Genomic DNA, 25,915 nt, shown 5'->3' on the forward strand with positions numbered 1-25,915 from the left:
CCTCACTGCACGCCGAGGCGCGGGCGCCGGCCGAAGCGGCCGACGAGCCCGGTCGCGGCCCGGCCCACCCGGGCGTTCCAGTCCCGCACCGCCGCGCCGTTGAAGATGATCACCGCCGAGATCAGGATGGCGAGGAGGGGCACGGCGTAGACGGCCACCACCGCGCCCGGACTGCGCGCCGCCGCGCTGGAAGCCGCGAAGCCGCCGATGCGCACGACCACCACCGCGAGGACGGCGCCGGCCACCGCGAGGCCGCGCCCCTGGCGGGTGGTGCGCGGGTCGCCGAGAGCCGCGAAGGCGATGAAGGTCAGGGCCAGCGGGTAGAGCCAGGACGAGAGCCGGTCGTGCAGCTCGGCCCGGAAACGACCCTTCTGCTGCTTGTAGTAGGTCTCGCTGGTGTCGGGGAACAGCAGCTGCGCCGTGGCGCGTTCGCGCGGCTTGTAGACCAGCTCGGCGTCGGGCGGCGTGAACGCGGCGAGGTCGACGGTGTAGCGCTCGAAGGTGATGATCGAGGCGTCGCGGGAATCTTTCTGCTGGCGGTGGATGCTGCCCTTCTCCAGGGCGAGATAGCTCTGGCCGCCATAGTCCAACGCCTGTCCGCGCTCGGCGAGGTAGACCACCGACTTGCCCGCCTCGCGCTTGTCCTGGATGAACAGGCCGAGCAGGGCGCCCCCCGGGCCGCGCTCGCGGAAATGGAAGGTGATGCCGCTGTCGAGGCTGGTGAACTGCCCCTCCTTGACCACGTTGGCGATAAAGTCGCCGCGCACTCGGGTCAGCACGTCGCGCAGTTCCTGAAACGACGATGGCATCACCTGGATCGTCAGGAAGGCCACCGCGAGGCTGACCGCGAGGCCGAGGCTGAGGAAGGGGCGCAGGATCTGCCGCGGTCGCATCCCTGCCGCCGACATGACGATGAGCTCGGAATCACCGTTGAGCTTGTTCAGCGCGTAGACGACGGCGATGAACAGCGCCACCGGAGCGATCACGGTGATCAGGGTCGGCAGCGAAAGACCGGTGATGAGGAAGAAGATGACCAGGGTCTGACCCTTGGCGGTGATGAGGTCGAGCTCGCGCAGGGCCTGCGTCACCCAGATCGTACCGGTCAGGCCGACGAGGCAGGCGAAGAAGGCCCCGAGCGCGATTTTGAAGATGTAGCGCTCGATCTGCGTCATGGGTTCTCGTGGATCGGCGTCTCGCGGATCGCCCCCCGCATCGCCCGGCGAGGCCTCGGCCCCACCCGTTTGTATCCGTCCCGCCCCCCGGCCGTCGACTCCGATCCGGGCGCGCCGATTCGGGCGCTTTCACGGCCGTCCGGTCGCGTTGCGTTCTGTGCCTCAACAGGTACACAGAAGCGCCGGGAGTGGCACGTCCGATGCCGTGCCGCTCCGCACATCCTGCACGCACCACTTCGAACGCACGGTTCGTTCGAGCCCAATCCTCGGAAAGCTAGCGTCATGGCGGACGGAATTACGATCGCGTTCGGGCCCCTCGGCCCGGTGGGCCGGGGCGACGTCGTCCTCTTCGTCGGCGACGATCTCGCCCTGGCTCCGGCCGTGGCCCAGGCGATCGGCGGCGGCGTGGCCGATCTCGTCGCCCGTGCCGCCGCCAGCGAGCGCTTCAAGGGCAAGTCCCTGTCGGCCCTGGCACTGCCCGCACCCGCAGGCCTCGACGCCGACCGCCTGGTGGTGATCGGCCTCGGCTCGGAGAAGGACCGCGCCAAGATCGACTGGCCTGCGCTCGGCGGCTTCACCGCCAGCAAGGTCTCGGGCCGGAACGCCCAGGCCGCCCTGATCCTCGCCGGTCTCGATGTCACGGCCGAGAACGCTGCCGATTTCGCCCTCGGGGCCCGCCTGCGCCACTACAGCTTCGACCGTTACAAGACCAAGAAGAAGCCCGAGGGCGAGGATGCCAGGGCCACCGCGCTGACCCTGATGGTGGCCGATGGCGCCGCCGCCGAGTCGGCCGCGAAGGTCTCGGAGGCGGTCTCCGACGGCGTCATCCTGGCGCGCGAGCTGATCAATGAGCCGCCGAACGTCCTCTATCCGGAGGAGTTCGCCCGCCGGGCCGAGGCACTGACGCAGCTCGGCGTCGAGGTCGAGGTTCTCGGCCCTGGCAAGCTGGAGGCGCTCGGCATGCGCGCCCTCCTCGCCGTGGCGCAGGGCTCGACGAAGGAGGCCCGCGTCGTGGTGATGCGCTGGAACGGCGCCGCCGACCCGGCCGAGGCGCCCCTAGCCTTCATCGGCAAGGGCGTCTGCTTCGATTCCGGCGGCGTCTCGATCAAGTCCGCCGGCGGCATGGAGGACATGAAGGGTGACATGGGCGGAGCCGCCTGCGTCGTCGGCACGATGCACGCGCTCGCCAGTCGGAAGGCGAAGGTGAACGTCGTCGGCGCCATCGGCATCGTTGAGAACATGCCGGATGGCAACGCCATGCGCCCGAGCGACATCATCACCTCGATGTCGGGCCAGACCATCGAGATCATCAACACCGACGCCGAGGGCCGCCTCGTCCTCGCCGACGTGCTCTGGCACATCCAGAGCGCCTACAAGCCGAAGTTCATGATCGACCTCGCGACCCTGACGGGGGCGATCATCGTCGCCCTCGGCCAGGACATCGCCGGGATGTTCTCCAACGACGACGCGCTCTCGGCCAAGATCACGGCCGCCGGCGAGGCGACGGGCGAGGCCGTGTGGCGGATGCCCCTGATTCCGGCTTACGACAAGGCGATCGACTCGAAGTTCGCCGACATGAAGAACTCCGGCGGCCGCCATGGCGGCGCGGCGACCGCGGCGTCCTTCCTGAAGCGCTACGTCAACGACGTGCCCTGGGCGCATCTCGACATCGCCGGCGTGGCGATGTCCTCGTCGGCGAGCGAGATCAACAGGAGCTGGGGGGCGGGCTGGGGCGTGCGCCTGCTCGACCGCCTGGTGCGCGACAACTACGAGGCCTGAGCCGCGTGCTGCCGGCCGTGACTCCGCTGGCGGCAGCGCTCCTGGCGATCGCGCTCGCTTTCGCCACGGGGTTCGACCAGCGGGTGGCCATGCCGCCCGAGCTCGACGCCCGCTTCTACGGCTTCTTCCTCGATCGTTACCCGCTCTTCGCGGTGGCCATCGTCTACGGACTCGCCTGCCTCGGCCTGCGGATCCTGCGGCCGGGATCGGCCGGCTGGCCCCGCCGCCTCATCGGCGGGGCGCTGGCCGTGGCCCTGTTCCTGGCGGCCTGCCTCTATCCCACCTTCGGCGGCGTAGCCCTGCGCCTCGCATTCGCCAGCGGCGGCACCGCCTTCATCACGCAGCAGCCGATGCCGGCGGCCTACGCCCTCGGATCAGCCCTCGCCGCGACGGTGTTCGGAAGCGTCCTGGGGGTCGGCGCCCTGCTGATCGGCAACGGTCCTGCGGGTCGATCCCAGCCCCGGCGCTGGATGCGGGCCGCGGTCGACGTCCTGCTCCGGTACCTCGCCCTCTGGTTCGCCCTGGCCATGCTGGGCTTCGCCCACGCGGCGGGGTTCGGCATCTGGCCGCGCCGATCGATGACGATCGGGGATGCCCTGTTAGCCGGTACCCTGGCCTGCATCGCGTTTCTGCCGCACCTGAGTTGCAACGGGCTGACGACGCGGCAGGATCGTTTGCGCCTGTCCCGCGCCGACGCTTGATCCCGCCGCCGGAATGCCTGAGGATAGTTTAGGTGTGAACTAAGGAGGCAGGAAGCCGCCGGGTCGCATCGCAGGGAGGATCGACATGGCCGAAACCCGGAGCGCCGTGCGCCCGTGGCTGTCCGCGTATCCGCCGGGCATTCCCGCTGAGCTCGATGTCGACGGCCTCGGAACGCTGGTCGACCTGTTCGAGGAGTGCACGGCGCGCTCGGCCGCGCGGCCCGCGCTGGAGAGCTTCGGAGCCCGCATCTCCTACGCGGCCCTCGGGGCGTCGGCGGAGGCCGTCGCCGCGTGGCTGGCGGCGCAGGGCCTGACCAAGGGCGATCGCGTCGCCATCATGATGCCGAACGTCGCCGCCTATCCGGCGACGATCTTCGGCGTGCTCCTCGCCGGCTGTATCGTCGTCAACGTCAATCCCCTCTACACGCCGCGCGAGTTGACGGCGCAGCTGAACGATTCGGGCGCGCGCATCCTCTTCGTCCTGGAGAATTTCGCCCATACCGTGGTGCAGGCCCTGCCGGACCTCGCCCTCGACCGCGTGGTCCTGGCCGGTCCCGGCGACGGCCTCGGCATGAAGGGGCGGCTGATCACCCTGGTCTCGCGCCATGTGAAGAAAGCCGTCCCGGCCTATCGCTTGCCCGAAGGACTCGCGGTCCGCTTCGACGCGATGATCCGCGCGGGCACCGGCAAGCCGAAGGTCCGGGTTCCCGTCGTGCCGGACGACTTGGCGTTCCTGCAATATACCGGCGGGACCACGGGGGTCGCCAAGGCCGCGATGCTGACTCATCGCAACATCATGGCCAATGTCGAGCAGAGTCGGATCTGGTTCCGCGTCTCGGCCGAGGACGGCGCAGCGCGCGTCATGGTCACGGCGCTGCCACTGTATCATATCTTCGCCCTGACCTGCTGCTTCTTCTTCTTCATGAAGGTTGGTGGCTGTTGCCTGCTGATCGCCAACCCGCGCGATGCCGACGGCTTCATCAAGACCCTCAAGGGGACGCCCTTCACCCACTTCTCAGGGGTGAACACCCTGTTCAATCTGCTCATCAACCATCCGAAGATCCGCGAGGTCGACTTCTCGAGGTTGGATTTCGTCATCGCGGGCGGGATGGCGGTGCAGGCGGCGGTCGCCGAGAAGTGGAAGGCGATCACCGGTCGCGCCATCGTGGAGGGCTACGGCCTGTCCGAGACCTCCCCGGTGGTCTGCGTCAACCCGCCGGATCTCTCCGCGTGGAGCGGCACCATCGGGTATCCCTTGCCCTCGACCGACGTCTCGATCCGAGGGCTCGACGGCCGCGAGGTCGATATCGGCGAGCCCGGCGAACTCTGCGTGCGCGGCCCCCAGGTCATGGCCGGCTACTGGAAGCGCCCGGACGAGACGGCCCACGCCACCACCGTCGATGGCTACTTCCGCACCGGCGACGTGGCGGTGCTGAACCCCGATGGACAGGTCCGCATCGTCGATCGAATGAAGGACATGATCCTGGTCTCGGGCTTCAACGTCTACCCGAACGAGATCGAGGACGTGCTCGCGAGCCATCCGGGCGTACTCGAATGCGCCGTGGTCGGCGCGGTCAACGACGAGACCGGCGAGATGGTCGTCGCGCATGTGGTGCGCAAGGACGACGCGATGACCACAGACGCACTCCGGACCTTCGCCCGCTCGCAGCTCACCGGTTACAAGGTTCCCCGCCGGGTCGTCTTCCACGACGCCCTGCCCAAGACCAACGTTGGCAAGGTGCTGCGTCGGGCCCTTCGCGACGATCCGCCCCCTCCGTGATCGCGTTCCGCCCGTAACCTGCGGCCGCCTGCCGGCGAAGGGTGACATTGAGACGGCTTGCGCGCTCGCCGCGTCCGGCCAATGTCAGGACAACAGGCCGGCGCGCCGCGATTCGCGCTGAACGGAGGGAACGACATGAACATCAGACGCACCCACGCATGGGAGATGCCCGAACATCTCGCGACGCCGGAGAGCGTCTTCCTCGATCGCCGACGCCTGCTTGGAGGGGCCGCGGGCCTGGCGGCCGCCTCGCTGATCGGGACGGAGAGCGCCCGGGCGGCGTCCGACCCGACCGCCGATCTCTATCCGGCCAAGCGCAACGAAACCTATACCCTCGACCGCCCGCTGACCCCGGAGAAGTTCAGCGCCGACTACAACAATTTCTACGAATACGGCACCTCGAAGTCGGTCCTGCCGGCCGCCAACGCCCTGAAGACGCGGCCCTGGACGGTGGCCATCGACGGCCTCGTCGAGAAGCCGATGACCCTCGGAATCGACGACCTCATCCGCAAGATGCCGCTGGAGGAGCGCCTTTACCGGCACCGCTGCGTCGAGGCTTGGTCCATGTCGGTGCCCTGGACCGGATTCCCCCTCGCGAAGCTCGTGGCGCTGGCGAAGCCCACCTCAGGCGCGAAGTACATCCAGATGCAGACCTTCCTCGACCGGTCGATGGCGCCGGGCCAGAAGTCGTTCCTGTATCCCTGGCCCTACACCGAGGGGCTGACCCTGGAAGAGGCGGGCAACGACCTCGCCTTCGTCGCCACGGGCGTCTACGGTAAGCCGCTCGCCAACCAGTTCGGCGCGCCGATCCGCCTCGTTGTGCCGTGGAAATACGGCTTCAAGTCGGTGAAATCGATCACCAAGATCTCTTTCGTGGCCGAGCGTCCGAAGACCTTCTGGGAAGGGCTGCAATCGGCCGAGTACGGCTTCTGGGCCAACGTCAATCCGGCGGTGTCGCATCCCCGCTGGAGCCAGGCCACGGAACGGGTCCTGGGCACTGACCAGCGCGTGCCGACCCTGATCTACAACGGCTACGGCGAACAGGTGGCCGGACTCTACAAGGGGCTGGAGAAGGAGCGCCTGTTCGTCTGACGGGCCCTGCGGCGGGGCAGGTCGCCGCCCCGTCCGCTCAGGCGTCCGGTGTCGCTTCTAGTACGTCCAGCGCTGGGCCTTGGCCACGAGGAAGTCGCGGAACGCTTGCACACGGGCGACGGACCGCATCTCCTCGGCATAGACGAGATAGCTTTCCATGTGCGGCATCTCGGTCTCGCGCATGACCTGAACCAGGCCCGCCTGACCCTCCGCCGCGTAGTCCGGGAGGATGCCGATGCCGGCGCCGGTGTCGATGGCCTGCTGCAGGGCGGTGATGTTGTTCACCGTGAAGTGGATCGTCCGGCGCTCCTGTCCCTCGCGGCCGACGGTGGAGAGCCAGTGCGTCGCGAGCAGGTAGGACGGCTCGTTGCCGCCGAACGAGACCAGGCGGTGATTGTCGAGGTCGGCGATGGATTTCGGCTCGCCGAAGCGCTTCACGTAATCCTGCGAGGCGAAGGCGTGGTAGTGGACCGTGAACAGGCGCCGCTGGATCAGGTCCGGCTGGGCCGGGCGCCGCATCCGGATCGCCACGTCGGCCTCGCGCATGGCCAGGTCGAGTTCCTCGTTGGTGAGGATGAGTTCGACGCGCACGTCCGGGTAGAGGTCGAGGAATTCGGCGACACGCTGGGCCAGCCAGGCCGTGCCGAGGCCGACGGTGGTGGTGACCTTGAGGTCGCCGGTCGGCCGCTCGCTCGTTTCGACGAGGCGCGCCTTGGTGTTCTCCAGGCGCAGCTTCATGTCCCGCGCCGCGCGGAACAAGAGGTCGCCCTGTTCGGTCAGGATCAGGCCGCGGGCGTGGCGGTGGAACAGCGGCGCCTTCAACTCGCGTTCGAGGGCGCTGATCTGACGGCTGACGGCCGACTGGCTCAGGCCGATGTCGTCGCCCGCGCGCGTGAAGCTGCCGGCTTCCGCCACGTTGAGGAAGATGCGGATCTTGTCCCAGTCCAAGGCGTCCACTCCCGTACGCAACCCGACGCCGGCTGACCAAGCTTCCCATCTCGCGGCGTGCGAGTCGGCTATCCGAGCCTGGCCCGAGCGACCCGGACCCTCCGGCCCACGCGGGACGTGGACGGAAAGGTTCGAGTCATGCGGGTGACGCCGACGGCTCATGCCGTCAGCGCTTAGGTTAGTGGGTCGACCTTGCGATTGTCTTGACGTCGCGCGCAAGACGCATGGCGCCGTCGTCCGCCAGAATCTTCCTATTCTGCGGCAGCTTGCTGGGGTGTTTCGCCGACTTCGAGGGCTGCCAGGTACTTCTCGGCGTCCAGGGCAGCCATGCAGCCCATACCGGCGGCGGTGATCGCCTGACGGTAGACGTCGTCGGTGACGTCGCCCGCGGCATAGACCCCGGGGATCGCCGTATGCGTCGTGCCTGGCGCCGTCTCGATGTAGCCGCCGTCGCGCATGGCCAGTTGACCCTCGAAGATCGCGGTCGCCGGCTGGTGGCCGATGGCGATGAACACGCCATCCGTTCGGCGCTCCGTGATTTCGCCGGTGCGGGTGTCCTTGAGGCGGACATGGGTCACCGACGGCGGCTTCTCGCTCCCGCAGATCTCCTCGACCGCGTGGTGCCACACCACTTCGACGTTGGGGTGCTTGGACAGGCGCTCCTGCAGGATGCGCTCGGCGCGGAACTCGCCCCGGCGGTGGACCACGATGACCTTGGCGGCGAGGTTGGCGAGGTAGAGCGCCTCCTCCACGGCGGTGTTGCCGCCGCCGACCACCACGACCTCCTTGCCCCGGAAGAAGAAGCCGTCGCAGGTGGCGCAGGCCGAGACGCCGAAGCCCTGGTATTTGGCCTCCGACGGCAGGCCGAGCCACTTGGCCTGGGCCCCCGTGGCGATGATGACCGCGTCGGCCGAGTAGGTTTCGCCGGAATCGGCCTCCAGCCGGAACGGCCGGACCTGGAAATCCACCTTGGTGATGTACTCGGACACGATCTTGGTCCCGACATGCTCGGCTTGGGAGCGCATCTGCTCCATCAGCCAGGGACCTTGGATCGCCTCGGCGAAGCCCGGATAGTTCTCGACATCGGTGGTGATCATGAGCTGGCCGCCGGGCTGGAAGCCCGAGATCATCAGCGGCTCCACCATGGCACGGGCGGCGTAGATCGCGGCGGAGTAGCCGGCGGGGCCGGAGCCGATGATGATGAGTTTGGAATGGGTGTGCGCCATCGCTCTCGTCTCCTTCAGGCCCATCGCGCGCGGTGCTCGGCATAGGCCTTGGCCATCGCGCCTGCGATGACGGGGGTCGCATCCAGGGGCTGGTAGTGCAATTCCTCCAGGCGGCCGACGAAGGGCTTCAGGGCCCCGGCCATCGCGAGTCCCGCGAAGAGCCGCCTGTGGCGGATATAGGTCTTGGGCAGGTCGAACAGGAGGACGGGAGCCCCGGTGCTTACAGCCTCCCCGACCATGTTGGCCGAATCCGAGGTGACGACGATCGAATCGGCGATCGCCAGCATCGAAACATAGGGATTCGGGCTGCCACCGTCCCAGAAGAAACCGCCTTTCGTCGCCACCATGGTCCGCAGAGCGTCCCGCAGGTTCTGCGGCGTGCGCCGGGACACGGTGACCATGAGGGAACAGCCGCCGTCGGTGAGCTTGTCGAGGTCGCGCAGGAGCCTGCGCATATCCGCCGGGCGATAGCTCAAATGTCGGCTGTCGCCGCCGATCAGCACCGCGATGCGGGGCCAGGGCAGGGTGGACAGGCGCGGGTCCGGGTGCGCGCGGGCCTCGGCGAGGCGCTCCGGTGTGACTTTGTGCGGCGGTGTCAGGGTGGTGAAGACGTTGGGGCCGCGCAGGTCGTCGTAATCGGGCACCCAGACGAAGTTCGCCGCGTCGTGGCCGATGCGGGGATCCTTCAGGAAGGCCGTGAAGGTGCGGCCCTCGGACGCCGTGCGCACGGCGCGGAGATACGGGACGGACCGGCGCCCGGACGCGATCAGCAGATCGGGGAGGTGCCCGGACAAGGCGCCGCGTGCGTTGCCCGGCCGGTCCCGCGGGTCGGTCGGTCCCCAGGGTGCCATCCAGCCGAAGGGGGGGCGGGGCGCGATCCGACGGATCTCGAACGGCAGGCCGAGGGTTTCGGCGAGGCCGACGCATTGGTTCTCGTCGCCCGCCTTGCCGTCGGTGACGATCCAGGTCCTGGCCTGAGCGAGGTCGGGAAGCGGCGCAGCGGCGCCGGTGGTGGAGGGCATCGCGGACGCTGCCGACATCAGGTGATCCAGGTCAATCCTCGAGCGGAGCCATCCGCCACGCCGTCCACTCAATCCTGGGGCAGGGCGCGCCGGAGCCAGCCCGCATAGTGCTGGGCGATGGCGGTCACCCGGCGGCGCTCGGAAGCCGGGTCGTACCAGGCCCCGCCCGAACTCGACGGGACCGCGGAGAGCTGGGGATGACGCGCGAGGATCTCGCCCCGACGTCCGATGAGCAGGGCCTCGCCGTCAAGATAATCGCTCTGCGTGCCACCGCCGAGGCGGCCACGTCCGCCGTCGCCACCGGCATAGGGATTGATCGAGAGGCCCGTGATCCGCACCAGTAGCACGGGCCCGCGGCCGCCGAGCCGGTCGGCGAATTCAGCTTTCAGGGCGGAAAGCAGATCCTCACGCAGCGCCAGGGCCGGAACGCCGCCGCCGAGGGCAAGCAGGGGTCGGACATCGACGTCGACGCCGGCCAGGCGCTCGCCTCCGAGGCTCGGCAGGTCCTCGGCCCAGGCCGATCCGAGCAGTGCGACGAGACCGAGCAGCGGAGCCGCTGCCCGGAAGGGGCCCAACCGCATGGGCGGCTCAGCCGCCGTACTGGACGGCGACGACCTCGTAGGACTTTCCGCCGCCCGGCGTCGTCACTTCGACGGTGTCGCCGACGCCCTTGCCGATCAGCGCGCGGGCGATCGGGGAGGTGATGGAGACCAGGCCGGAGCGCACGTCCGCCTCGGGCTCGCCGACGAGCTGATAAGTCTTCTCTTCCTCGGTGTCCTCGTCGAGGAGCTTCACCGTGGCCCCGAACTTGATCTTCGTCCCGGAAAGCTTCGACACGTCGATCACCTCGGCGCGCGAGATCATGCTTTCGAGCTCCAGGACGCGGCCCTCATTGTGGGACTGTGCCTCCTTTGCAGCATGGTACTCGGCATTCTCCGACAGGTCGCCCAGGGCGCGGGCCTCGGCGATGGCCTGGATGATCCGCTGGCGCTCCACCTGCTGGCGGTGCTTCAACTCCTCCTCCAGCGCTGCGTAACCGCGCACCGTCATCGGAACCTTGTCTATCGTCATCGTCTCGCGCCACAATGAATAAGCCCGGCCAGGAGCACGCCGCTCCTTCCGGGCCAGAGTAAGTTACTCCTGAACCGCCAACAACACGGCTTCCGTTCAACACGGAAGCCGCGCGAGACTTCAGGCCGCGAAGTATTCCTGCAAGGCGCGGACCTTGAGATCGCCTCCGAGATAGGCCTTGATGCCCTCGGCCGCAGCCATCGCTCCTGCAAGAGTGGTGTAGTACGGCACTTTATGCAAGAGGGCCGCGCGCCGGAGGGACCGCGAGTCCGACAGGGCGCCCGCCCCCTCGGTGGTGTTGAAGACGAGCTGGATGTCGCCGTTCTTGATCGAGTCGACGACGTGCGGCCGGCCCTCCAGGACCTTGTTCACGCGCTCGGTCGGGACGCCCTGATCGGCTAGGTAGCGCTGCGTGCCGCCGGTGGCGATGATGGTGAAACCGAGCTCCGAGAGCAGGCGGATCGCCGGCAGGATGCGCTCCTTGTCGGCGTCGCGCACCGAGACGAAGACCGCGCCGCCCTTGGGCACCAGGGTGCCCGAGCCGAGCTGGCTCTTGGCGAAGGCGACCCCGAAGCTCGAATCGAGGCCGATGACCTCGCCGGTGGAGCGCATCTCGGGCCCGAGCAGCACGTCGACGCCGGGGAAGCGGGCGAAGGGGAACACCGCCTCCTTGACGGCGATGTGATCCAGGACCTTCGGCTGCAGGGCGAAGCTCGCCAGGGATTCGCCGGCCATCACCCGGGCCGCGATCTTGGCGATCGGATCGCCGATCACCTTGGCGACGAAGGGCACCGTCCGCGAGGCGCGGGGGTTCACTTCGAGCACGTAGATCGTGCCGTCCTTGATGGCGTACTGGACGTTCATCAGGCCGCCGACCTTCAGCGCCAGGGCCATGGCCCGGGTCTGCCGTTCCAGTTCGGCGATGATCTCCGGCGACAGCGAGCGCGAGGGCAGCGAACAGGCCGAATCGCCCGAGTGGATGCCCGCCTCCTCGATGTGCTCCATGATGCCGGCGATGAAGACGTCCTTGCCGTCGCAGAGGGCGTCGACGTCGATCTCGGTGGCGTCCGACAGGTAACGGTCGAACAGGAGCGGGTTCTTGCCCAGGACCGTGTTGATCTGTCCGGTCTTGTCGTTGGGATAGCGTGCCTTGACGTCCGACGGGATCAGGCTCGGCAGAGTGTCGAGGAGGTAGTCGGCGAACTGCGCCTCGTCGCGGATGATCGCCATGGCGCGGCCGCCCAGCACGTAGCTCGGACGTACCACGAAGGGCAGGCCGAGATCCGAGGCGATAAGCCGGCTCTGCTCTACAGAGTAAGCGATGCCGTTCTTCGGCTGCTTCATGCCGAGCTTGTCGAGGAGACGCTTGAACTGGTCGCGGTCTTCGGCGAGGTCGATGGCATCCGGCGAGGTGCCGAGGATCGGCACGCCGGCGGCCTCAAGGGCGCGGGCCAGCTTCAGCGGGGTCTGCCCGCCGAATTGCACGATGACGCCGTGGAGCGTCCCGGCCTGGCGCTCGGTCTCGATGATCTCGAGCACGTCCTCCTGGGTCAGGGGCTCGAAGTAGAGCCGGTCGGAGGTGTCGTAATCGGTCGAAACCGTCTCCGGGTTGCAGTTGACCATGATGGTCTCGTAGCCGGCTTCCGAGAGCGCGAAGCAGGCGTGGCAGCAGCAATAGTCGAACTCGATGCCCTGTCCGATCCGGTTCGGGCCGCCGCCGAGGATGATCACCTTCTTGGCGTCTGTCGGACGTGCCTCGTCCACCACCGTGCCCGCGAAGGGCGCCACGTAGGTCGAGTACATGTAGGCGGTGGGCGCCTGGAACTCGGCCGCGCAGGTATCGATGCGCTTGAACACCGGGCGCACGCCCAGGGCCCGGCGCGCCTTCCGCACGCTGTCCTCGTCGGTCCTGGCGAGTACGGCCAGGCGGGCATCGGAGAAGCCGGCGGCCTTGAGCTGGCGCAGCGCCCCGGGGGTGTTCGGGATGCCGTGCGCCTTGACCCGGTTCTCCAGGTCGATGATTGCCTGGAGTTGCTCCAAGAACCACGGATCAATTTTGCAGGAGGTATGGACCTCCTCGTGGCTGACGCCGAGGCGCAGGGCTTGGCCGACCTTCAGGAGACGATCGGGCGTCGGGGTTCCCAGGGCGGCCTTGATGGCGTTGTGGTCGTCGCCCTTGCCGAGTCCCTCGATCTCGATTTCGTCGAGACCGGTGAGGCCGGTCTCGAGGGAACGCAGGGCCTTCTGGAGCGATTCCGCGAAGCAGCGGCCGATCGCCATGGCCTCGCCCACCGACTTCATGGCGGTGGTCAGCGTCGGCTCGGCGCCGGGGAACTTCTCGAAGGCGAAGCGGGGAATTTTCGTGACGACGTAGTCGATCGACGGCTCGAACGAGGCCGGTGTCGCGCCGCCGGTGATGTCGTTGGCGATCTCGTCGAGGGTGTAGCCGACGGCGAGCTTGGCCGCGACCTTGGCGATCGGGAAGCCGGTGGCCTTCGAGGCCAGGGCGGAGGAGCGCGAGACGCGCGGATTCATCTCGATGACGATCATCCGGCCGGTGGCGGGGTCGATGGCGAACTGCACGTTCGAGCCGCCCGTCTCGACGCCGATCTCGCGCAGCACCGCCAGGGATGCGTCGCGCATCACCTGGTATTCCTTGTCCGTCAGCGTCAGGGCCGGCGCGACGGTGATGGAATCGCCGGTATGGACGCCCATCGGGTCGATATTCTCGATGGAGCAGACGATGATGCAGTTGTCGTTCTTATCGCGAACGACTTCCATCTCGTATTCCTTCCAGCCGAGGACGCTCTCCTCGATCAGGACCTCGTTCGTCGGCGAGGCGTCGATGCCGCGCTCGACGATGTCCAGGAATTCCTCGCGGTTGTAGGCGATGCCGCCGCCGGTGCCGCCCATGGTGAAGGAGGGGCGGATGATCGCCGGCAGGCCGACTTCGGCCAGCGCGATCAGCGCCTGCCCGATGGCGTGCTCGCCGTAGCGCTTGCGCCGCTCGGACTCGCCCCGGTGCCAGGTCTTCTCGAATGCGGCGAGGGCGGCGGCGCGGGCCTCGCCCTCGTTCGCCGCCTCGATGCGGGCGACCTCGGCCAGGTACTTCTCGCGGTCGGCCTTCTTGGCCGCCGAGGCGTTGGCCAGGGCCGATTTCGGCGTCTCCAGGCCGATCTTGGTCATCGCGTCGCGGAAGAGGTGGCGGTCCTCGGCCTTGTCGATCGCCTCGGTGGTGGCGCCGATCATCTGGACGTCGAACTTCTCCAGAACGCCCATTTTCTTGAGGGACAGGGCGCAATTCAGCGCCGTCTGGCCGCCCATCGTCGGGAGCAGGGCGAAGCCGCCCGGAATGGCGTGGCGTTCTTTCTCGATGATCTTGGCGACAATCTCGGGCGTGATCGGCTCGACATAGGTCGCGTCCGCCATGTCCGGGTCGGTCATGATCGTGGCCGGGTTCGAATTCACCAGCACGATCCGGTAGCCCTCCTCGCGGAGGGCCTTGCAGGCCTGGGTCCCGGAATAATCGAACTCGCAGGCCTGACCGATGACGATCGGCCCCGCACCGATGATCAGGATCGAGGAAATGTCGGTGCGTTTCGGCATCGGGCGCCTTGGCTGCAGGCACGCGCGCCCGGCCATGCGCGGTGCCGGAGAAGCGGCACGGGCCTGGGGGCGCTAGCGGCGTGGATTGTCGTTGATCTTGGCACTTACACGCAGCCCGCCGCCATTGGAAGGGCGCGGGCCGAAGGTGAAGCGCTGAAGCGTCTCAGAAGCCCAGGTAGAGAGCCGAGATGGCGCGGTCGATGGACAGGTAGAACACCCCGAAGGCGACCACGGCGGCGGCGGCGAATTCGAGTGCCGCATTGGAGAGGGTCTGGCTCCGGCGGAGCATCTCGCGGCCGAAATACAGGCCAATCCAGGCGAGCGTCATCACCACCGGTAGCGCGAACAGGAAGGACCAGGTGCTCTCGACGCGGTCGAGGCTCGCGGCCGGGTCGATCAAGGCGCGGATGTTGCGGACCCACGGCGCATAGCAGGCCGAGTAGAGGGCGGTCATCCACGCGAGGCTGACGGCCACGCCGAGATGGAACGTGAAGAGGCGATGCAGGCGCGAGAAGTCGTTGCGCGCGTCGTCGAACGTCATGTGGAAATCCCCGGCAAGCGTCGGAACCGACCCGGCGACGATCTTCGAACGCCGTCCTTAGCGGGCCGTTAACGATGCCGGGATGCCCCGGAATGCCGGATTTTTTGTGACGCGGCGGGAACCTTTTCGCGGTTGGCATCGCCTGCGTGCAGGGCTGGCCTGCCGCCGCCGCGGTGGCCGGAAGGGGCATCGCCTCCGTCCGGCCATACGAATCAGTCGGCGGTGGTGACCAAGGTCTCGGGCTTGCCGGCCTTCATCAGGGCGACGAAGCGCTCGAACAGGTAGTGGCTGTCCCGCGGGCCGGGCGAGGCCTCCGGGTGGTGCTGAACCGAGAAGGCCGGCCGGTCGGTGAGGGTGAGGCCGCAATTGGAGCCGTCGAACAGGGAGACGTGCGTCTCCAGGGCGGTCTCGGGCAGGCTCGCCGGATCGACCGCGAAGCCGTGGTTCATCGAGACGATCTCGACCTTGCCGGTGGTCTTGTCCTTCACAGGGTGGTTCGCGCCGTGGTGGCCCTGCGCCATCTTCACCGTGCGGCCGCCCAGCGCCAGGCCCATCAGCTGGTGCCCGAGGCAGATGCCGAAGGTCGGCACCTTCTCCTGCAGCAGGGTTCGGATCACCGGCACCGCGTATTCGCCGGTGGCGGCCGGATCACCCGGGCCGTTCGACAGGAACACCCCGTCCGGCTTCATTGCCATGATCTCTTCGGCGGTCGTCGTGGCGGGTACCACGGTGACGTCGCAGCCGGCCTCGGCCAGAAGCCGCAGGATGTTGCGCTTCACGCCGTAGTCGATCGCAACGACCTTGAGCCCGGTTCCGGGCTTGCGGTCGCCGTAACCGGTCTTCACACCCCAGGTAGTCTGCGACCATTCCGAGCGCTCCCGGCTCGTCACCGGCGGCACGAGGTCGAGACCCTCCATCGGCGCGAGAGCCGCGGCACGGGCCTTCAGGGCCTCGCGGTCGAAGCGGCCCTCCGGATCGTTGGCGATGACGGCGTTCGGCATGCCGTTGTCGCGGATCAGGGCGGTGAGCGCCCGGGTGTCGACGCCGGTGATGCCGACGATGCCGCGGGCCTTGAGCCAAGCGTCGAGGTGGCTCGACGAGCGCCAGTTCGATGGCTTGGTCACGGCGGACGCGATCACGGTGCCGCGCACGCCGGAGGCCGGCGCCGCATCGAGGCTCTCGAGGTCCTCGTCGTTGGTACCAGTGTTGCCGATATGCGGGAAGGTGAAGGTGACGATCTGGCCGGCATAGGACGGGTCGGTCAGGATCTCTTGGTAACCGGTCATCGCGGTGTTGAAGCAGACCTCACCGTCGGCGGTTCCGGTCTGGCCGATGCCGAAGCCCTCCAGCACGGTCCCGTCCGCCAGGACTAGAAGGGCTGTAGCCAGGGGCTCGGCCCAGGGAGCGGGGGGCGCGGGCACGGCAGGCGTCTGGACGCCATCATCTTGCAGCATCGGCGTGATCTCGCTTATGTCCGGCCGATCCCGGCGCCGTATAGCGGCGCATGCGGGCGGCTTGTCGTGCGGCGCTCATAGCGAGCGTGCCGTGTTAGGGTCAATGTGGCCCTCGCGTCGGTGCGTCTCAAGAACCCTGGTTCGCGCAGCAATTCGCAGACCACGCCGTTGATCCGCTGCCCTGGGTTCATTTTTCAGGAGTCACACGATGCTGCGCGCCCGTCTCACCACCGAGATGAAGGAAGCCATGAAGGCCGGCGACAAGGCGAAGCTCGCCACCGTCCGGATGATCCAGGCCGCCTTGAAGGACAAGGACATCGAGGCGCGCGGCCTCGGCAAGGAGCCGGCCTCCGAGGAGGAAATCCTCGCGCTCCTGCAGAAGATGATCAAGCAGCGCAACGAATCGGCCGCGGTCTACGACCAGGGTGGGCGGCCGGAGCTCGCCGAGAACGAGCGCAACGAGGTCGCGATCATCGCCGGATTCCTGCCCCAGCAGATGGACGAGGCCGAGACCCGGGCGGCCATCGACAAGGCCGTGGAAGAGACGGGGGCCGCCGGCCCCAAGGACATGGGCAAGGTCATCGCCGCCCTGAAGGGCGCCTATGCCGGCCGCATGGACTTCGCCAAGGCGAGCGCCCTCGTGAAAGAGGCTCTGAACGCCAAGGCGTGAGGGCGTCCCGGCAGCGCGCGGCGGCGTTGGGGACTCCTTAAGCGCGGTGCGCTAGGATCGACGGTCGCAGAGGTCTCATGCGTTACCCGCCCCACATCCTCGAAGAGATCCGTGCGCGCCTGCCCGCATCCGACATCGTGGGGCGGCGCGTCCGGCTGAAGAAGGCGGGCCGCGAGTGGCGCGGCCTGTCGCCGTTCAATGCCGAGAAGTCGCCCTCCTTCTACGTGAACGATCAGAAGCAGTTCTATCACTGCTTTTCCTCGGGCAAGCACGGAGATGTCTTCACCTTCCTGATGGAGACGGAGGGGCTGAGCTTTCCGGAGGCCGTGGAGCGGCTGGCGGCAGAGGCCGGCGTGTCCCTGCCGGCCCCGAGCGCCGATGCCCGCGAGCAGGAGACCAAGCGCGCCGGGGCCTTCGACGTCATGGAGATGGCCGCCGCGTTCTTCGAGGAGCAGCTGCGCGGCCGCGCCGGTGCGGAGGCACGCGCCTATCTCGACCGGCGCCAGCTCGGCCCGGAGACCCGGAGCCGCTTCCGTCTCGGCTACGCGCCCGGTGACCGCTACGCTCTGCGCGACCACCTCGCCGCCAAGGATGTCGACCGCGACCTGATGGTCGAGCTCGGTTTGCTCGTGGCCGGCGAGGACATCCGCGTTCCCTATGACAAATTTCGCGACCGGGTGATGTTTCCGATCGCCGATTCGCGCGGGCGCGTCATCGCCTTCGGCGGCCGGGCGATGCAGAAGGACGCCAAGGCGAAGTACATGAACTCGCCGGAGACGCCGCTCTTCCACAAGGGGCAGCTCCTCTACAATCTGCACCAGGCCCGCAAGCCTGCGCACGATCGCGGCGTCATCATCGCCGTCGAGGGCTACGTCGACGTCATCGCCATGACCCTGGCGGGCCATCCCAACGCGGTGGCGGGCCTTGGCACGGCGCTCACCGAGGAGCAGATCGGCCTTCTCTGGCGCAACGCCGACGAACCGATCCTATGCTTCGACGGCGATGGCGCCGGCCAGCGTGCGGCCTTCAAGGCCCTCGATGTGGCGCTGCCCGGCCTGACGCCGGGCAAGTCCCTGCGCTTCGCCATGCTGCCCGAGGGCCAGGACCCCGACGACCTCCTGCGCGCCGAGGGAAAATTGGCCATCGACCGGGTGCTCGACGCGGCCCGGCCCCTCGTCGAAGTGCTGTGGTCGCGCGCCACCGACGGGGCGCCGCTCGATACGCCCGAGCGGCGAGCCGGTCTCGCCAAATCGCTGCGCGAGATGGTCGCCTCCATCCGCGACGAGACCGTGCGGGGATTCTACCGGGACGAGATCGAGGGCCGCCTGCGCGCTCTCTCTCCGCAGGCCGCCTCCGGGCGCCGCGGCCCCTGGGAGCCGCGGGCGGCGTCCGCGCGACCCGCCTTCCAGCGCCAGCCCCGTCCGGGCGATCCGCCACCCTCGCCGCGAATCACCACCAAGTTCAATCCGCTCTATGCCGGCGAGACCAGCGCCTCCGGCCCGGTGGCGTTTCGCGACCGCGAGGCGATGATCGTCTCCAGCCTCCTCGTCCACCCCGAACTGCTCGGGATCGAGGCGGAGGATCTCGCCGAGCTCGAACTGGGCGACCCGGATGCGCAGGCGTTGCGCTCCCTCCTGCTCGACAGCCACGCCGACGCGGATCAGCCCGGCGTCGCGGTTCTGGACAGCCGATTGAAGCGGGCCGGGCTCACGGAAGCCGCCTCCCGGCTCGCCAGTCATGTGCGCCCGGGCGATCGATGGACCCTTGACGCGCATGCCGATCCTGTGCGTCTCGAAGACGCATTGCGTCAGGCCGTGATCTTGCACCGCAAGTCTGGAGCGCTAAATAGCGAACTCCGCTTGGCTGAGCGGGCCCTGGTCGAGGACGAGACGGAGGCGAACTTCGCTTGGCTGTGCGACGTAAAGGCCCGTATGGCCGTCATCGCTGGTGCGGAGGCGGACGAGGTGGTGCCGGATGAGGCGTCGACACCCTGAGACGTGCACCGCGAATGAATTCGGCCGCCATTGGCGGCTCATGGTTAACAATCGGTCAAGCGTCTCGCTTGCATACCGGGATCTGACTTCGACGCGGCTGTCACTTCGGCGGACCGCACATCACATGCATTTCAGCGTCGACGACGCGGAGTGAGCGACATGCTCCCGCGCGATGCTGACACGACAACCATAGGCGGACCATGGCGACGAAGGCAACGGAACGGGACGAGACGGATGCTGCTCCGGAGCAACAGACCGACGGGCCGCTCCTCGATCTGACGGATGCCTCCGTCAAGCGGATGGTGAAGCTCGCCAAGAAGCGCGGCTACATCACCTACGAGGAGATCAACGAGGTTCTGCCCGACGGTCAGTCCGACCCAGACCAGATCGAGGACGTGCTGTCGCAGCTCTCGGAGATGGGCATCAACGTCGTCGAGGCGGAGGAGACCGAGGAGACGACGGAGGCTAAGGGCAACGGCGAGGCCGACGACGAGGACGGGGCGGAGGGGACCGAGGTCGCCGAGATCGCCCCCACCAAGCCCGTTGCCCTGCGCGCCGAGACGACCAAGGAGCCCACCGACCGCACGGACGATCCCGTGCGCATGTACTTGCGCGAGATGGGCTCCGTGGAGCTCCTGTCCCGCGAGGGCGAGATCGCCATCGCCAAGCGCATCGAGGCCGGTCGCGAGGCGATGATCGCCGGGCTCTGCGAGAGCCCGCTGACCTTCCAGGCCATCATCATCTGGCGCGACGAACTCGTCGACGGCCGGGTGCTCCTGCGCGAGATCATCGACCTCGAAGCGACCTATGCGGGCCCCGACGCCAAGAACGCGATGCAGATCGCCGACGGCACGGAGGAGAGCGAGGACGGCGAGGGGGATGCGCCGACGCCGCCCGAGGGCGACGACGAGGACGACATGGAGAACAACGTCTCCCTGGCGGCCATGGAGACCGAGATCAAGCCGCGCGTCCTCGAGACGTTCGACAACATCGCCAACAATTACCGTAAGCTGCGCAAGCTGCAGATCGAGCATGCCGAGCTCAAGGCCTCGGGCGGCACCCGCACCGATGCGCAGGAGCGTAAGCAGGAGGAGCTGAAGGACGCCGTCGTCACCGACGTGAAGTCGCTCTCCCTCAATGCCAACCGCATCGAGGCCCTCGTCGAGCAGCTCTACGACATCAACAAGCGCCTCATCTCCCATGAGGGCCGCCTGATGCGCTACGCCGAGAGCCACGGCGTCGCCCGCGACGAGTTCCTGCGCCACTACCAGGGCTGGGAGCTCGACCCGAACTGGATGGAGCGCGTCGGCAGCCTCGGCGGCCGTGGCTGGAAGAACCTCGTCGAGAAGGGATCGAGCGAGGTCGCCCGGCTGCGCGAGCAGATCCTGACCCTTGCGTCGGAGACGGGCCTCGAGATCGGCGAGTACCGCAAGATCGTCAACATGGTCCAGAAGGGCGAACGCGAAGCCCGCCAAGCCAAGAAGGAGATGATCGAGGCCAACCTGCGCCTCGTGATCTCGATCGCCAAGAAGTACACCAACCGCGGTCTGCAGTTCCTGGATCTGATCCAGGAGGGCAACATCGGCCTGATGAAGGCCGTCGACAAGTTCGAGTACCGCCGCGGCTACAAGTTCTCGACTTACGCCACTTGGTGGATCAGGCAGGCGATCACCCGCTCGATCGCCGATCAGGCCCGCACCATCCGCATCCCGGTGCACATGATCGAGACGATCAACAAGATCGTCCGGACCTCGCGCCAGATGCTGCACGAGATCGGTCGCGAGCCGACCCCGGAGGAGTTGGCCGAGAAGCTGGCCATGCCGCTGGAGAAGGTGCGCAAGGTTCTCAAGATCGCCAAGGAGCCGATCTCGCTCGAAACCCCGATCGGCGACGAGGAGGACAGCCACCTCGGCGACTTCATCGAGGACAAGAACGTCGTCCTGCCCATTGACGCGGCGATTCAATCCAACCTGCGAGAGACCACGACGCGCGTGCTCGCCTCGCTCACGCCCCGCGAGGAGCGGGTGCTGCGCATGCGTTTCGGCATCGGCATGAACACCGACCACACCCTCGAGGAGGTTGGCCAGCAGTTCTCGGTAACCCGCGAGCGCATCCGTCAGATCGAGGCGAAGGCCCTGCGCAAGCTCAAGCACCCGAGCCGTTCGCGCAAGCTGCGCAGCTTCCTCGACAACTGACATCTTCGTTTGCGCCGGCTCGCCCCGGCCAACGACCCCTGCGAATGAGCCGGCTCCTCTCGGGGTCGGCTCTTTCGTTTCGACTTCCCGGCCATCGATGCGCATGAAGCGCGCCGAGCGGCGTCGGCTCCGGCCCGGTCTGCACTGTTGAAGCGGTGACGCCGGCACGATACGCACGAAACCAGAGCGGTGGCCGTTGCCGGACGCCATCTTCCAACCCACCTTGGCCATATGCTCGATCAAGGCCCGCCCCAGCCTTCCCCCACCGCCGAAGCCGATGGCTCGGAGGCGGCCGACGTCCCCTTCGGCGCCCTCCAGCAATGCGTGGCCCTGCGCGACTGGCTGCTGAGCGAGGGGGCCCGCATGCCGAAAGCGGAAGACCTGCTCTCCGGCCTCGCCGAACGCCTGATCGCGCTGGATGTGCCGGTGGACCGCGCCACCACGGCCATCGACGCCCTGCATTCCGAGTATTCCGGCGTCGGGCGGTTCTGGACCCGCGAGACGGGCTCCACGGTCCGTCTGTTCCCGCACGGGGAAGCGTCGGACAAGGCCTATCGGGCAAGTCCGTTCTTCCGTGTTCACGAAACCGGCGCGTGGCTGATCCTCGATCTCGCCGAGACCCCGGATGAGGCCTTCGCGGTCATTCCGGACCTGAAGGCCGAGGGCTACCGGCACTACATCGTCGCGCCGCTGTTCTTCACCAACGGCACGCGCAACGGCATCTCCTTCGCCACCCGATCCGAAGCGGGGTTCCGCGACGAGGACGTGGCGATTCTCCGCTTCGTCATGCCGACACTGGCGGCGGTCATGGAGATGCGCAGCGTCAACAAGCAACTGGATCACGTCCTGCGGATCTATGTCGGCGACGAGCCGCACAAGGCGATCCTCGGCGGCTCCATCCGTCGCGGTCACGTCCAGCGCATCCGCTCGGCGATCCTGTTTGCCGACATGCGCGATTACACGCGCATCTCCGCCGACATGACGCCGGAAGAGGCGGTCGACCTCCTGAACATCTTCTTCGACTGCCTAGTGCCGGCCATCGAGCGCGAGGGCGGCGAGGTCCTGAAATATCTCGGCGACGGCCTGCTGGCGATTTTTCGCGAACCCGGAGATGATTTGGGCGGTGCCGCCAAGGGGGCGCTCACCGCCTCGCAAAGCGCCATGGCGGCCCTCGCGGAGGCTAATGCGCTCGGCCGCTTCGCCAATCCCGTGGCCGCCGGCATCGCCCTGCATCACGGCGAGGCCGCCTACGGCAATGTCGGCTCCGGCGCCCGACTAGACTTCACCGTGATTGGACGCGACGTGAATCTCGCTAGCCGCGTCGCCCGGCTGAACCGGACGCTGGGCGAACCGATCCTGATGACGAAGCCCTTCGTCGACTTCCTCTGGGACATGCCGGAGCCTCTCGGCGAACATGCGCTCGATGGGTTCGCCGAACCCATGGGTGTCTATCGGCCGGCGCGCCCGCCCGCTGCCTGAGGCCCGCTCGGGGATTGACCCCGATGCGCGGACGGCCCACATCAGGGGTGTTCCAGGGAGATCCCCGGCAAGGGGCTGAGAAACCGATGGCCGTCCGCTCGCGGATGGCGGCGCGGAAATCCTTCGAACCTGACCCGGTTCATACCGGCGTAGGGATTGGACCGCGGGTTTCTCCTCGAGCCCGGCACGCTTCACCACGCGAAGCTGCAGCCCCACCAATCTCGACGCCTGTTGCGGAGATTGTGTTGGACGTGACCCCGAACGCCTTCCTCAACCTGCGACGGACGCATGGCGTTGCGCCGCCGGCCGCCGTTGCCCCGGCACGCAGTGACGTGGTCATCGTCGGCGCCGGCCTGATCGGGCTGTCGATCGCTTGGCGCGTGACGCAGGCCGGGCGATCGGTGACCGTGCTGGAGCGCGACACCGTCGGCGCCGGGGCGAGCCTCGCCGCCACCGGTATGCTGGCCCCCGCTGCCGAGCACGAGCCCGGCTCCGACCCGCTGCTGCCCCTGGCCCTGGAGAGCCTGTCGCGCTGGCCTGGTTTCCGCGATGCCCTTCAGGCCGCGGCCGGCCTCGACATCGACTACCGAGAGGAGGGCACCCTGGTGCTGGCCATCGGCCGCGACGAGGTCGAGCGCCTGCGCTTCCGGCACGATCTGCAGAAGCGCTCCGGGCTCGACGCTCGCTGGCTGACCGGTCCCGAGGCCCGGGCCCGCGAGCCGCGCCTGCGCCCCGCCGTCACCGCCGGCCTGTACTGCCCGCACGACCATCAGGTCGATCCGAGCCGGGTAATGGCCGCCCTCGTGCGGGCCTGCCTCGCCGCAGGAGTCGCCATCGTGGAGGGCTGCGCGGTCGAGGCGCTGGATTGGAGTGCCGACCGGGTCACTGGCGTCCGTACGGCCCAGGGCATCAGCCGGGCCGACACCGTCGTGCTCGCCTCCGGCGCCTGGAGTGGGGAGACGGGACTCCTGCCCGATCATCTCGCCCTGCCGGTCCGGCCCCTGCGCGGCCAGTCCCTCGCCCTACGGACTACGGCCCGCACCGGCACCCTCGCCCACATGGTCTGGACCGAGCAGGTTCACATGGCACCGAAGAGCGACGGCCATCTCATCGTCGGCGCGACGGTGGAGGATTGCGGCTTCGTCCCCGGCGTCACAGCCGGCGGCCTCTACGCCCTGCTGGAGGGCGCCCGCCGCGTCCTGCCCGGCATCGAGGAGATGGCAGTGGAGGCGATCTGGAGTGGCTTCCGGCCGACCTCGGACGACGATGCGCCGATCATCGATGCCCTGGCGCCCGGCCTCGTCGTCGCCACCGGTCATCACCGCAATGGCTACCTGCTGGCCCCCGCCACCGCCGATGCGGTCGTGGCCCTGGTCGCCGAGGGAACGCTGCCGGATTATGCCCGGGATTTTGGTCGAGCCCGCTTCGCGTCGGCACCGCAGAGGGTGTTCGCATGAAGCTCACGGTCAACGGAGAGGCCCGCGAGAGCACGGCTGCCGACCTCGACGCCCTGTTCCGGGAGGAGGCCGAGGAGACCGGCATCGAGAGCCCTCAGGGCATCGCCATCGCGCTCAACGGTTCCGTGGTTCGCCGCCGGGACTGGGCGCTCACCGCCCTCAGCGACGGCGACCGCGTCGAGATCGTCCGCGCGATGCAGGGCGGATGATCGAAAGGGGAGACATCATGACAGGAAGGTGGGAATGACCGAGATCGCGAACGACATTGACTCGCTGGTGATTGGCGGTGTGAGCCTGGGCTCGCGTCTTTTCATCGGTACCGCCGGCTACCCCACCCAGAGCATTCTGTTCGATGCGGTGGCGGCGTCCGGCGCCGAGGTGGTCACGGCCTCGATCAGGCGGGTTTCGCTCCAGGGGCACGGCTCGGATACGCTGCGCCGGCTCAAGGGGCACCGCTTCCTGCCCAACACCGCCGGCTGCGAGACGGCGCGCGACGCGATCATGACCGCCGAACTCGCCCGCGAGGCCCTCGACACGAACTGGATCAAGGTCGAGGTCATCGGCGATCGCGAAACGCTGTATCCCGACGTGGCCGAACTGCTGGATGCCTGCCGCCACCTCGTCGATGACGGCTTCACCGTGCTGCCCTATTGCAACGACGATCCGGTGGTCTGCCAGCGTCTCGCCGATCTCGGCTGCGCCGCCGTGATGCCCATGGGCTCGCTGATCGGCTCCGGCATGGGTGTGGCCAACCCGGCCAACCTGGAGCTGATCTGTCGGCGCTCGCCGGTGCCGGTGATCGTCGATGCCGGCATTGGCACCGCCTCCGACGCGGTCATCGCCATGGAGCTCGGCGCCGCCGGCTGCCTCCTCAACACCGCGGTCGCCAAAGCCGACGATCCCGTGCGGATGGCTCGTGCCATGCGCAACGCCGTCCAGGCCGGCCGCGACGCGTATCTTGCCGGCCGCATCCCGAAGCGGGGCCGGGCCGAGCCGTCGAGCCCGCAACTCGGTCTCGTGGGCTCGTGAGCCGGGTTGCGTCCGACGCGCCCGCTTACCGGCGCACGGCGATGAGCGGCCTGCCCGCGCGGCTACTGGTGGTGACGGACAGGTCGGCGACCGACGTACCGGAGGTCGCCGCCCGGAACCTCCGCGCCACCCTCGAACGCCTCCTGCGGGCCGGCGCCCGCTGGGTCTGGTTTCGGGAGCGCGACCTGGCGCCGGATGCACGGCGCGCGCTCGCCCGGGATATCGCGCGCCTGGTTCAGGCCGAGGGCGGTTCACTGACCATCGGCGCCGATGTGGCGCTCGCCGCCGAACTCGGGGCCGACGGAGTCCATCTGCCCGGTGGAACCACCGCGGCCGAGATCGCCGAAGCCCGCCGGCGCCTATCCGGCGGTCGCATCGGGGTTTCGGCGCACACACTGGAGGAGATCGCGGTGGCCGCGCGGTCCGGCGCCGACTACGCTACCCTCAGCCCGATCTTTCCGACGCAGAGCAAGCCCGGCTACGGTCCCGCCCTCGGAGCGGCGGCCCTGGAAACCGCCGCCGGGTTCGGCATGCCGGTCATCGCCCTCGGGGGAATCACGGTCGACCGCGTGGACGCATGCCGCGCTGCGGGCGCTGCCGGCGTCGCGGTGATGGGCGCACTGATGCACGGCGCGGACCCGGTGGCCGAGGTGCGCGCCTATCTCGCCCGCCTCGGCGCGACATCCGACGAGCGGTGAC

Annotated in this window: 21 protein-coding genes and 1 riboswitch; of the genes, 12 read left to right on the forward strand and 9 right to left on the reverse strand. The window is 68.2% G+C overall.

Features of this window, described 5'->3' with window-relative positions; translation table 11 throughout:
* Nucleotides 1-2 precede the first annotated feature (2 nt).
* Nucleotides 3-1,172, reverse strand: coding sequence for an LPS export ABC transporter permease LptF (lptF, locus tag ASF18_RS16650; protein WP_056218783.1), 1,170 nt, complete (start codon nucleotides 1,170-1,172; stop codon nucleotides 3-5).
* Nucleotides 1,173-1,454: 282 nt separating this feature from the next.
* Here lptF and ASF18_RS16655 point away from each other — a divergent pair, with 282 nt between their 5' ends.
* The 4 genes from ASF18_RS16655 to msrP all read left to right on the forward strand — a co-directional run bounded on the left by ASF18_RS16655 (nucleotide 1,455) and on the right by msrP (nucleotide 6,524).
* Nucleotides 1,455-2,951 carry a leucyl aminopeptidase gene (locus ASF18_RS16655; protein WP_056353174.1) on the forward strand — a complete coding sequence of 499 codons (1,497 nt, stop codon included), beginning with the start codon at nucleotides 1,455-1,457 and terminating at the stop codon, nucleotides 2,949-2,951.
* A gap of 5 nt (nucleotides 2,952-2,956) precedes the next feature.
* Nucleotides 2,957-3,652: a hypothetical protein gene (locus ASF18_RS16660; RefSeq protein ID WP_200917626.1), complete on the forward strand. Its 696-nt coding sequence runs from the start codon at nucleotides 2,957-2,959 to the stop codon at nucleotides 3,650-3,652.
* A gap of 85 nt (nucleotides 3,653-3,737) precedes the next feature.
* Complete coding sequence (locus ASF18_RS16665) at nucleotides 3,738-5,432, forward strand: AMP-binding protein (protein WP_056353176.1); 1,695 nt, start codon at nucleotides 3,738-3,740, stop codon at nucleotides 5,430-5,432.
* Between the two features lie 135 nt (nucleotides 5,433-5,567).
* The gene (gene msrP, locus ASF18_RS16670) at nucleotides 5,568-6,524 is read left to right on the forward strand and encodes a protein-methionine-sulfoxide reductase catalytic subunit MsrP (protein WP_056353179.1); all 957 of its coding nucleotides are present in this window, start codon (nucleotides 5,568-5,570) and stop codon (nucleotides 6,522-6,524) included.
* A gap of 57 nt (nucleotides 6,525-6,581) precedes the next feature.
* Here msrP and ASF18_RS16675 read toward each other — a convergent pair whose 3' ends face one another.
* From ASF18_RS16675 to carA, 8 genes are all read right to left on the reverse strand, one after another.
* Nucleotides 6,582-7,472: a LysR family transcriptional regulator gene (locus ASF18_RS16675; RefSeq protein WP_055956592.1), complete on the reverse strand. Its 891-nt coding sequence runs from the start codon at nucleotides 7,470-7,472 to the stop codon at nucleotides 6,582-6,584.
* A gap of 251 nt (nucleotides 7,473-7,723) precedes the next feature.
* Nucleotides 7,724-8,698 (reverse strand): thioredoxin-disulfide reductase, encoded by a 975-nt coding sequence (trxB, locus tag ASF18_RS16680; RefSeq protein WP_056219483.1) that lies wholly within the window; start codon nucleotides 8,696-8,698, stop codon nucleotides 7,724-7,726.
* Nucleotides 8,699-8,712: 14 nt separating this feature from the next.
* Complete coding sequence (locus tag ASF18_RS16685) at nucleotides 8,713-9,738, reverse strand: mitochondrial fission ELM1 family protein (protein ID WP_056353181.1); 1,026 nt, start codon at nucleotides 9,736-9,738, stop codon at nucleotides 8,713-8,715.
* A 50-nt stretch (nucleotides 9,739-9,788) separates the two neighbouring features.
* Entirely contained in the window at nucleotides 9,789-10,301 is a 513-nt protein-coding gene (locus ASF18_RS16690; RefSeq protein ID WP_056353182.1) for a hypothetical protein, read from the reverse strand.
* Between the two features lie 7 nt (nucleotides 10,302-10,308).
* A complete protein-coding gene (greA, locus tag ASF18_RS16695) occupies nucleotides 10,309-10,785 on the reverse strand; it encodes a transcription elongation factor GreA (protein ID WP_181017364.1) in 477 nt (158 codons plus the stop codon).
* Nucleotides 10,786-10,911: 126 nt separating this feature from the next.
* On the reverse strand, nucleotides 10,912-14,397 hold the full coding sequence (gene carB / locus ASF18_RS16700) for a carbamoyl-phosphate synthase large subunit (RefSeq protein WP_056353184.1): 3,486 nt from the start codon (nucleotides 14,395-14,397) through the stop codon (nucleotides 10,912-10,914).
* 163 nt (nucleotides 14,398-14,560) lie between these two features.
* Nucleotides 14,561-14,938: a hypothetical protein gene (locus ASF18_RS16705; protein ID WP_056353186.1), complete on the reverse strand. Its 378-nt coding sequence runs from the start codon at nucleotides 14,936-14,938 to the stop codon at nucleotides 14,561-14,563.
* Between the two features lie 212 nt (nucleotides 14,939-15,150).
* The gene (carA, locus tag ASF18_RS16710; protein ID WP_056353188.1) at nucleotides 15,151-16,392 is read right to left on the reverse strand and encodes a glutamine-hydrolyzing carbamoyl-phosphate synthase small subunit; all 1,242 of its coding nucleotides are present in this window, start codon (nucleotides 16,390-16,392) and stop codon (nucleotides 15,151-15,153) included.
* A gap of 208 nt (nucleotides 16,393-16,600) precedes the next feature.
* On the opposite strand from carA, the gene ASF18_RS16715 reads away from it, so the two are divergent.
* The 8 genes from ASF18_RS16715 to ASF18_RS16750 all read left to right on the forward strand — a co-directional run bounded on the left by ASF18_RS16715 (nucleotide 16,601) and on the right by ASF18_RS16750 (nucleotide 25,914).
* Nucleotides 16,601-17,062, forward strand: a complete 462-nt coding sequence (locus ASF18_RS16715) for a GatB/YqeY domain-containing protein (protein ID WP_056353190.1) — start codon at nucleotides 16,601-16,603, stop codon at nucleotides 17,060-17,062.
* A gap of 77 nt (nucleotides 17,063-17,139) precedes the next feature.
* On the forward strand, nucleotides 17,140-19,056 hold the full coding sequence (gene dnaG / locus ASF18_RS16720; protein WP_056353191.1) for a DNA primase: 1,917 nt from the start codon (nucleotides 17,140-17,142) through the stop codon (nucleotides 19,054-19,056).
* A 200-nt stretch (nucleotides 19,057-19,256) separates the two neighbouring features.
* Entirely contained in the window at nucleotides 19,257-21,251 is a 1,995-nt protein-coding gene (rpoD, locus tag ASF18_RS16725) for an RNA polymerase sigma factor RpoD (protein ID WP_056353193.1), read from the forward strand.
* A gap of 231 nt (nucleotides 21,252-21,482) precedes the next feature.
* On the forward strand, nucleotides 21,483-22,730 hold the full coding sequence (locus ASF18_RS16730; RefSeq protein WP_056218825.1) for an adenylate/guanylate cyclase domain-containing protein: 1,248 nt from the start codon (nucleotides 21,483-21,485) through the stop codon (nucleotides 22,728-22,730).
* Between the two features lie 45 nt (nucleotides 22,731-22,775).
* A riboswitch (TPP riboswitch) is annotated at nucleotides 22,776-22,904 on the forward strand.
* 101 nt (nucleotides 22,905-23,005) lie between these two features.
* Nucleotides 23,006-24,187 (forward strand): glycine oxidase ThiO, encoded by a 1,182-nt coding sequence (thiO, locus tag ASF18_RS16735; protein ID WP_244472770.1) that lies wholly within the window; start codon nucleotides 23,006-23,008, stop codon nucleotides 24,185-24,187.
* Nucleotides 24,184-24,396 (forward strand): sulfur carrier protein ThiS, encoded by a 213-nt coding sequence (thiS, locus tag ASF18_RS16740; protein WP_056218832.1) that lies wholly within the window; start codon nucleotides 24,184-24,186, stop codon nucleotides 24,394-24,396. The genes thiO and thiS overlap by 4 nt, the downstream gene beginning before the upstream one ends.
* 34 nt (nucleotides 24,397-24,430) lie before the next feature.
* The gene (locus ASF18_RS16745) at nucleotides 24,431-25,216 is read left to right on the forward strand and encodes a thiazole synthase (RefSeq protein ID WP_056353198.1); all 786 of its coding nucleotides are present in this window, start codon (nucleotides 24,431-24,433) and stop codon (nucleotides 25,214-25,216) included.
* A 41-nt stretch (nucleotides 25,217-25,257) separates the two neighbouring features.
* Nucleotides 25,258-25,914: a thiamine phosphate synthase gene (locus tag ASF18_RS16750; protein WP_056353200.1), complete on the forward strand. Its 657-nt coding sequence runs from the start codon at nucleotides 25,258-25,260 to the stop codon at nucleotides 25,912-25,914.
* The last annotated feature ends 1 nt before the right edge of the window (nucleotide 25,915 follow it).

The organism is Methylobacterium sp. Leaf89 (genome assembly GCF_001422215.1).
In the GTDB taxonomy this organism is placed as follows: Bacteria; Pseudomonadota; Alphaproteobacteria; order Rhizobiales; family Beijerinckiaceae; genus Methylobacterium.

Excerpts from the sequence above, each read along its gene's own strand:
- rpoD (WP_056353193.1), top strand. The coding sequence starts at position 19,257 with ATGGCGACGAAGGCAACGGAACGGGACGAGACGGATGCTGCTCCGGAG.
- ASF18_RS16745 (WP_056353198.1), top strand. The coding sequence starts at position 24,431 with ATGACCGAGATCGCGAACGACATTGACTCGCTGGTGATTGGCGGTGTG.
- thiS (WP_056218832.1), top strand. The coding sequence starts at position 24,184 with ATGAAGCTCACGGTCAACGGAGAGGCCCGCGAGAGCACGGCTGCCGAC.
- trxB (WP_056219483.1), bottom strand. The coding sequence starts at position 8,698 with ATGGCGCACACCCATTCCAAACTCATCATCATCGGCTCCGGCCCCGCC.
- ASF18_RS16685 (WP_056353181.1), bottom strand. The coding sequence starts at position 9,738 with ATGTCGGCAGCGTCCGCGATGCCCTCCACCACCGGCGCCGCTGCGCCG.
- carB (WP_056353184.1), bottom strand. The coding sequence starts at position 14,397 with ATGCCGAAACGCACCGACATTTCCTCGATCCTGATCATCGGTGCGGGG.
- ASF18_RS16665 (WP_056353176.1), top strand. The coding sequence starts at position 3,738 with ATGGCCGAAACCCGGAGCGCCGTGCGCCCGTGGCTGTCCGCGTATCCG.
- ASF18_RS16730 (WP_056218825.1), top strand. The coding sequence starts at position 21,483 with ATGCTCGATCAAGGCCCGCCCCAGCCTTCCCCCACCGCCGAAGCCGAT.
- ASF18_RS16750 (WP_056353200.1), top strand. The coding sequence starts at position 25,258 with ATGAGCGGCCTGCCCGCGCGGCTACTGGTGGTGACGGACAGGTCGGCG.
- ASF18_RS16655 (WP_056353174.1), top strand. The coding sequence starts at position 1,455 with ATGGCGGACGGAATTACGATCGCGTTCGGGCCCCTCGGCCCGGTGGGC.
- ASF18_RS16705 (WP_056353186.1), bottom strand. The coding sequence starts at position 14,938 with ATGACGTTCGACGACGCGCGCAACGACTTCTCGCGCCTGCATCGCCTC.
- msrP (WP_056353179.1), top strand. The coding sequence starts at position 5,568 with ATGAACATCAGACGCACCCACGCATGGGAGATGCCCGAACATCTCGCG.
- dnaG (WP_056353191.1), top strand. The coding sequence starts at position 17,140 with ATGCGTTACCCGCCCCACATCCTCGAAGAGATCCGTGCGCGCCTGCCC.
- carA (WP_056353188.1), bottom strand. The coding sequence starts at position 16,392 with ATGCTGCAAGATGATGGCGTCCAGACGCCTGCCGTGCCCGCGCCCCCC.
- ASF18_RS16715 (WP_056353190.1), top strand. The coding sequence starts at position 16,601 with ATGCTGCGCGCCCGTCTCACCACCGAGATGAAGGAAGCCATGAAGGCC.
- ASF18_RS16690 (WP_056353182.1), bottom strand. The coding sequence starts at position 10,301 with ATGCGGTTGGGCCCCTTCCGGGCAGCGGCTCCGCTGCTCGGTCTCGTC.
- lptF (WP_056218783.1), bottom strand. The coding sequence starts at position 1,172 with ATGACGCAGATCGAGCGCTACATCTTCAAAATCGCGCTCGGGGCCTTC.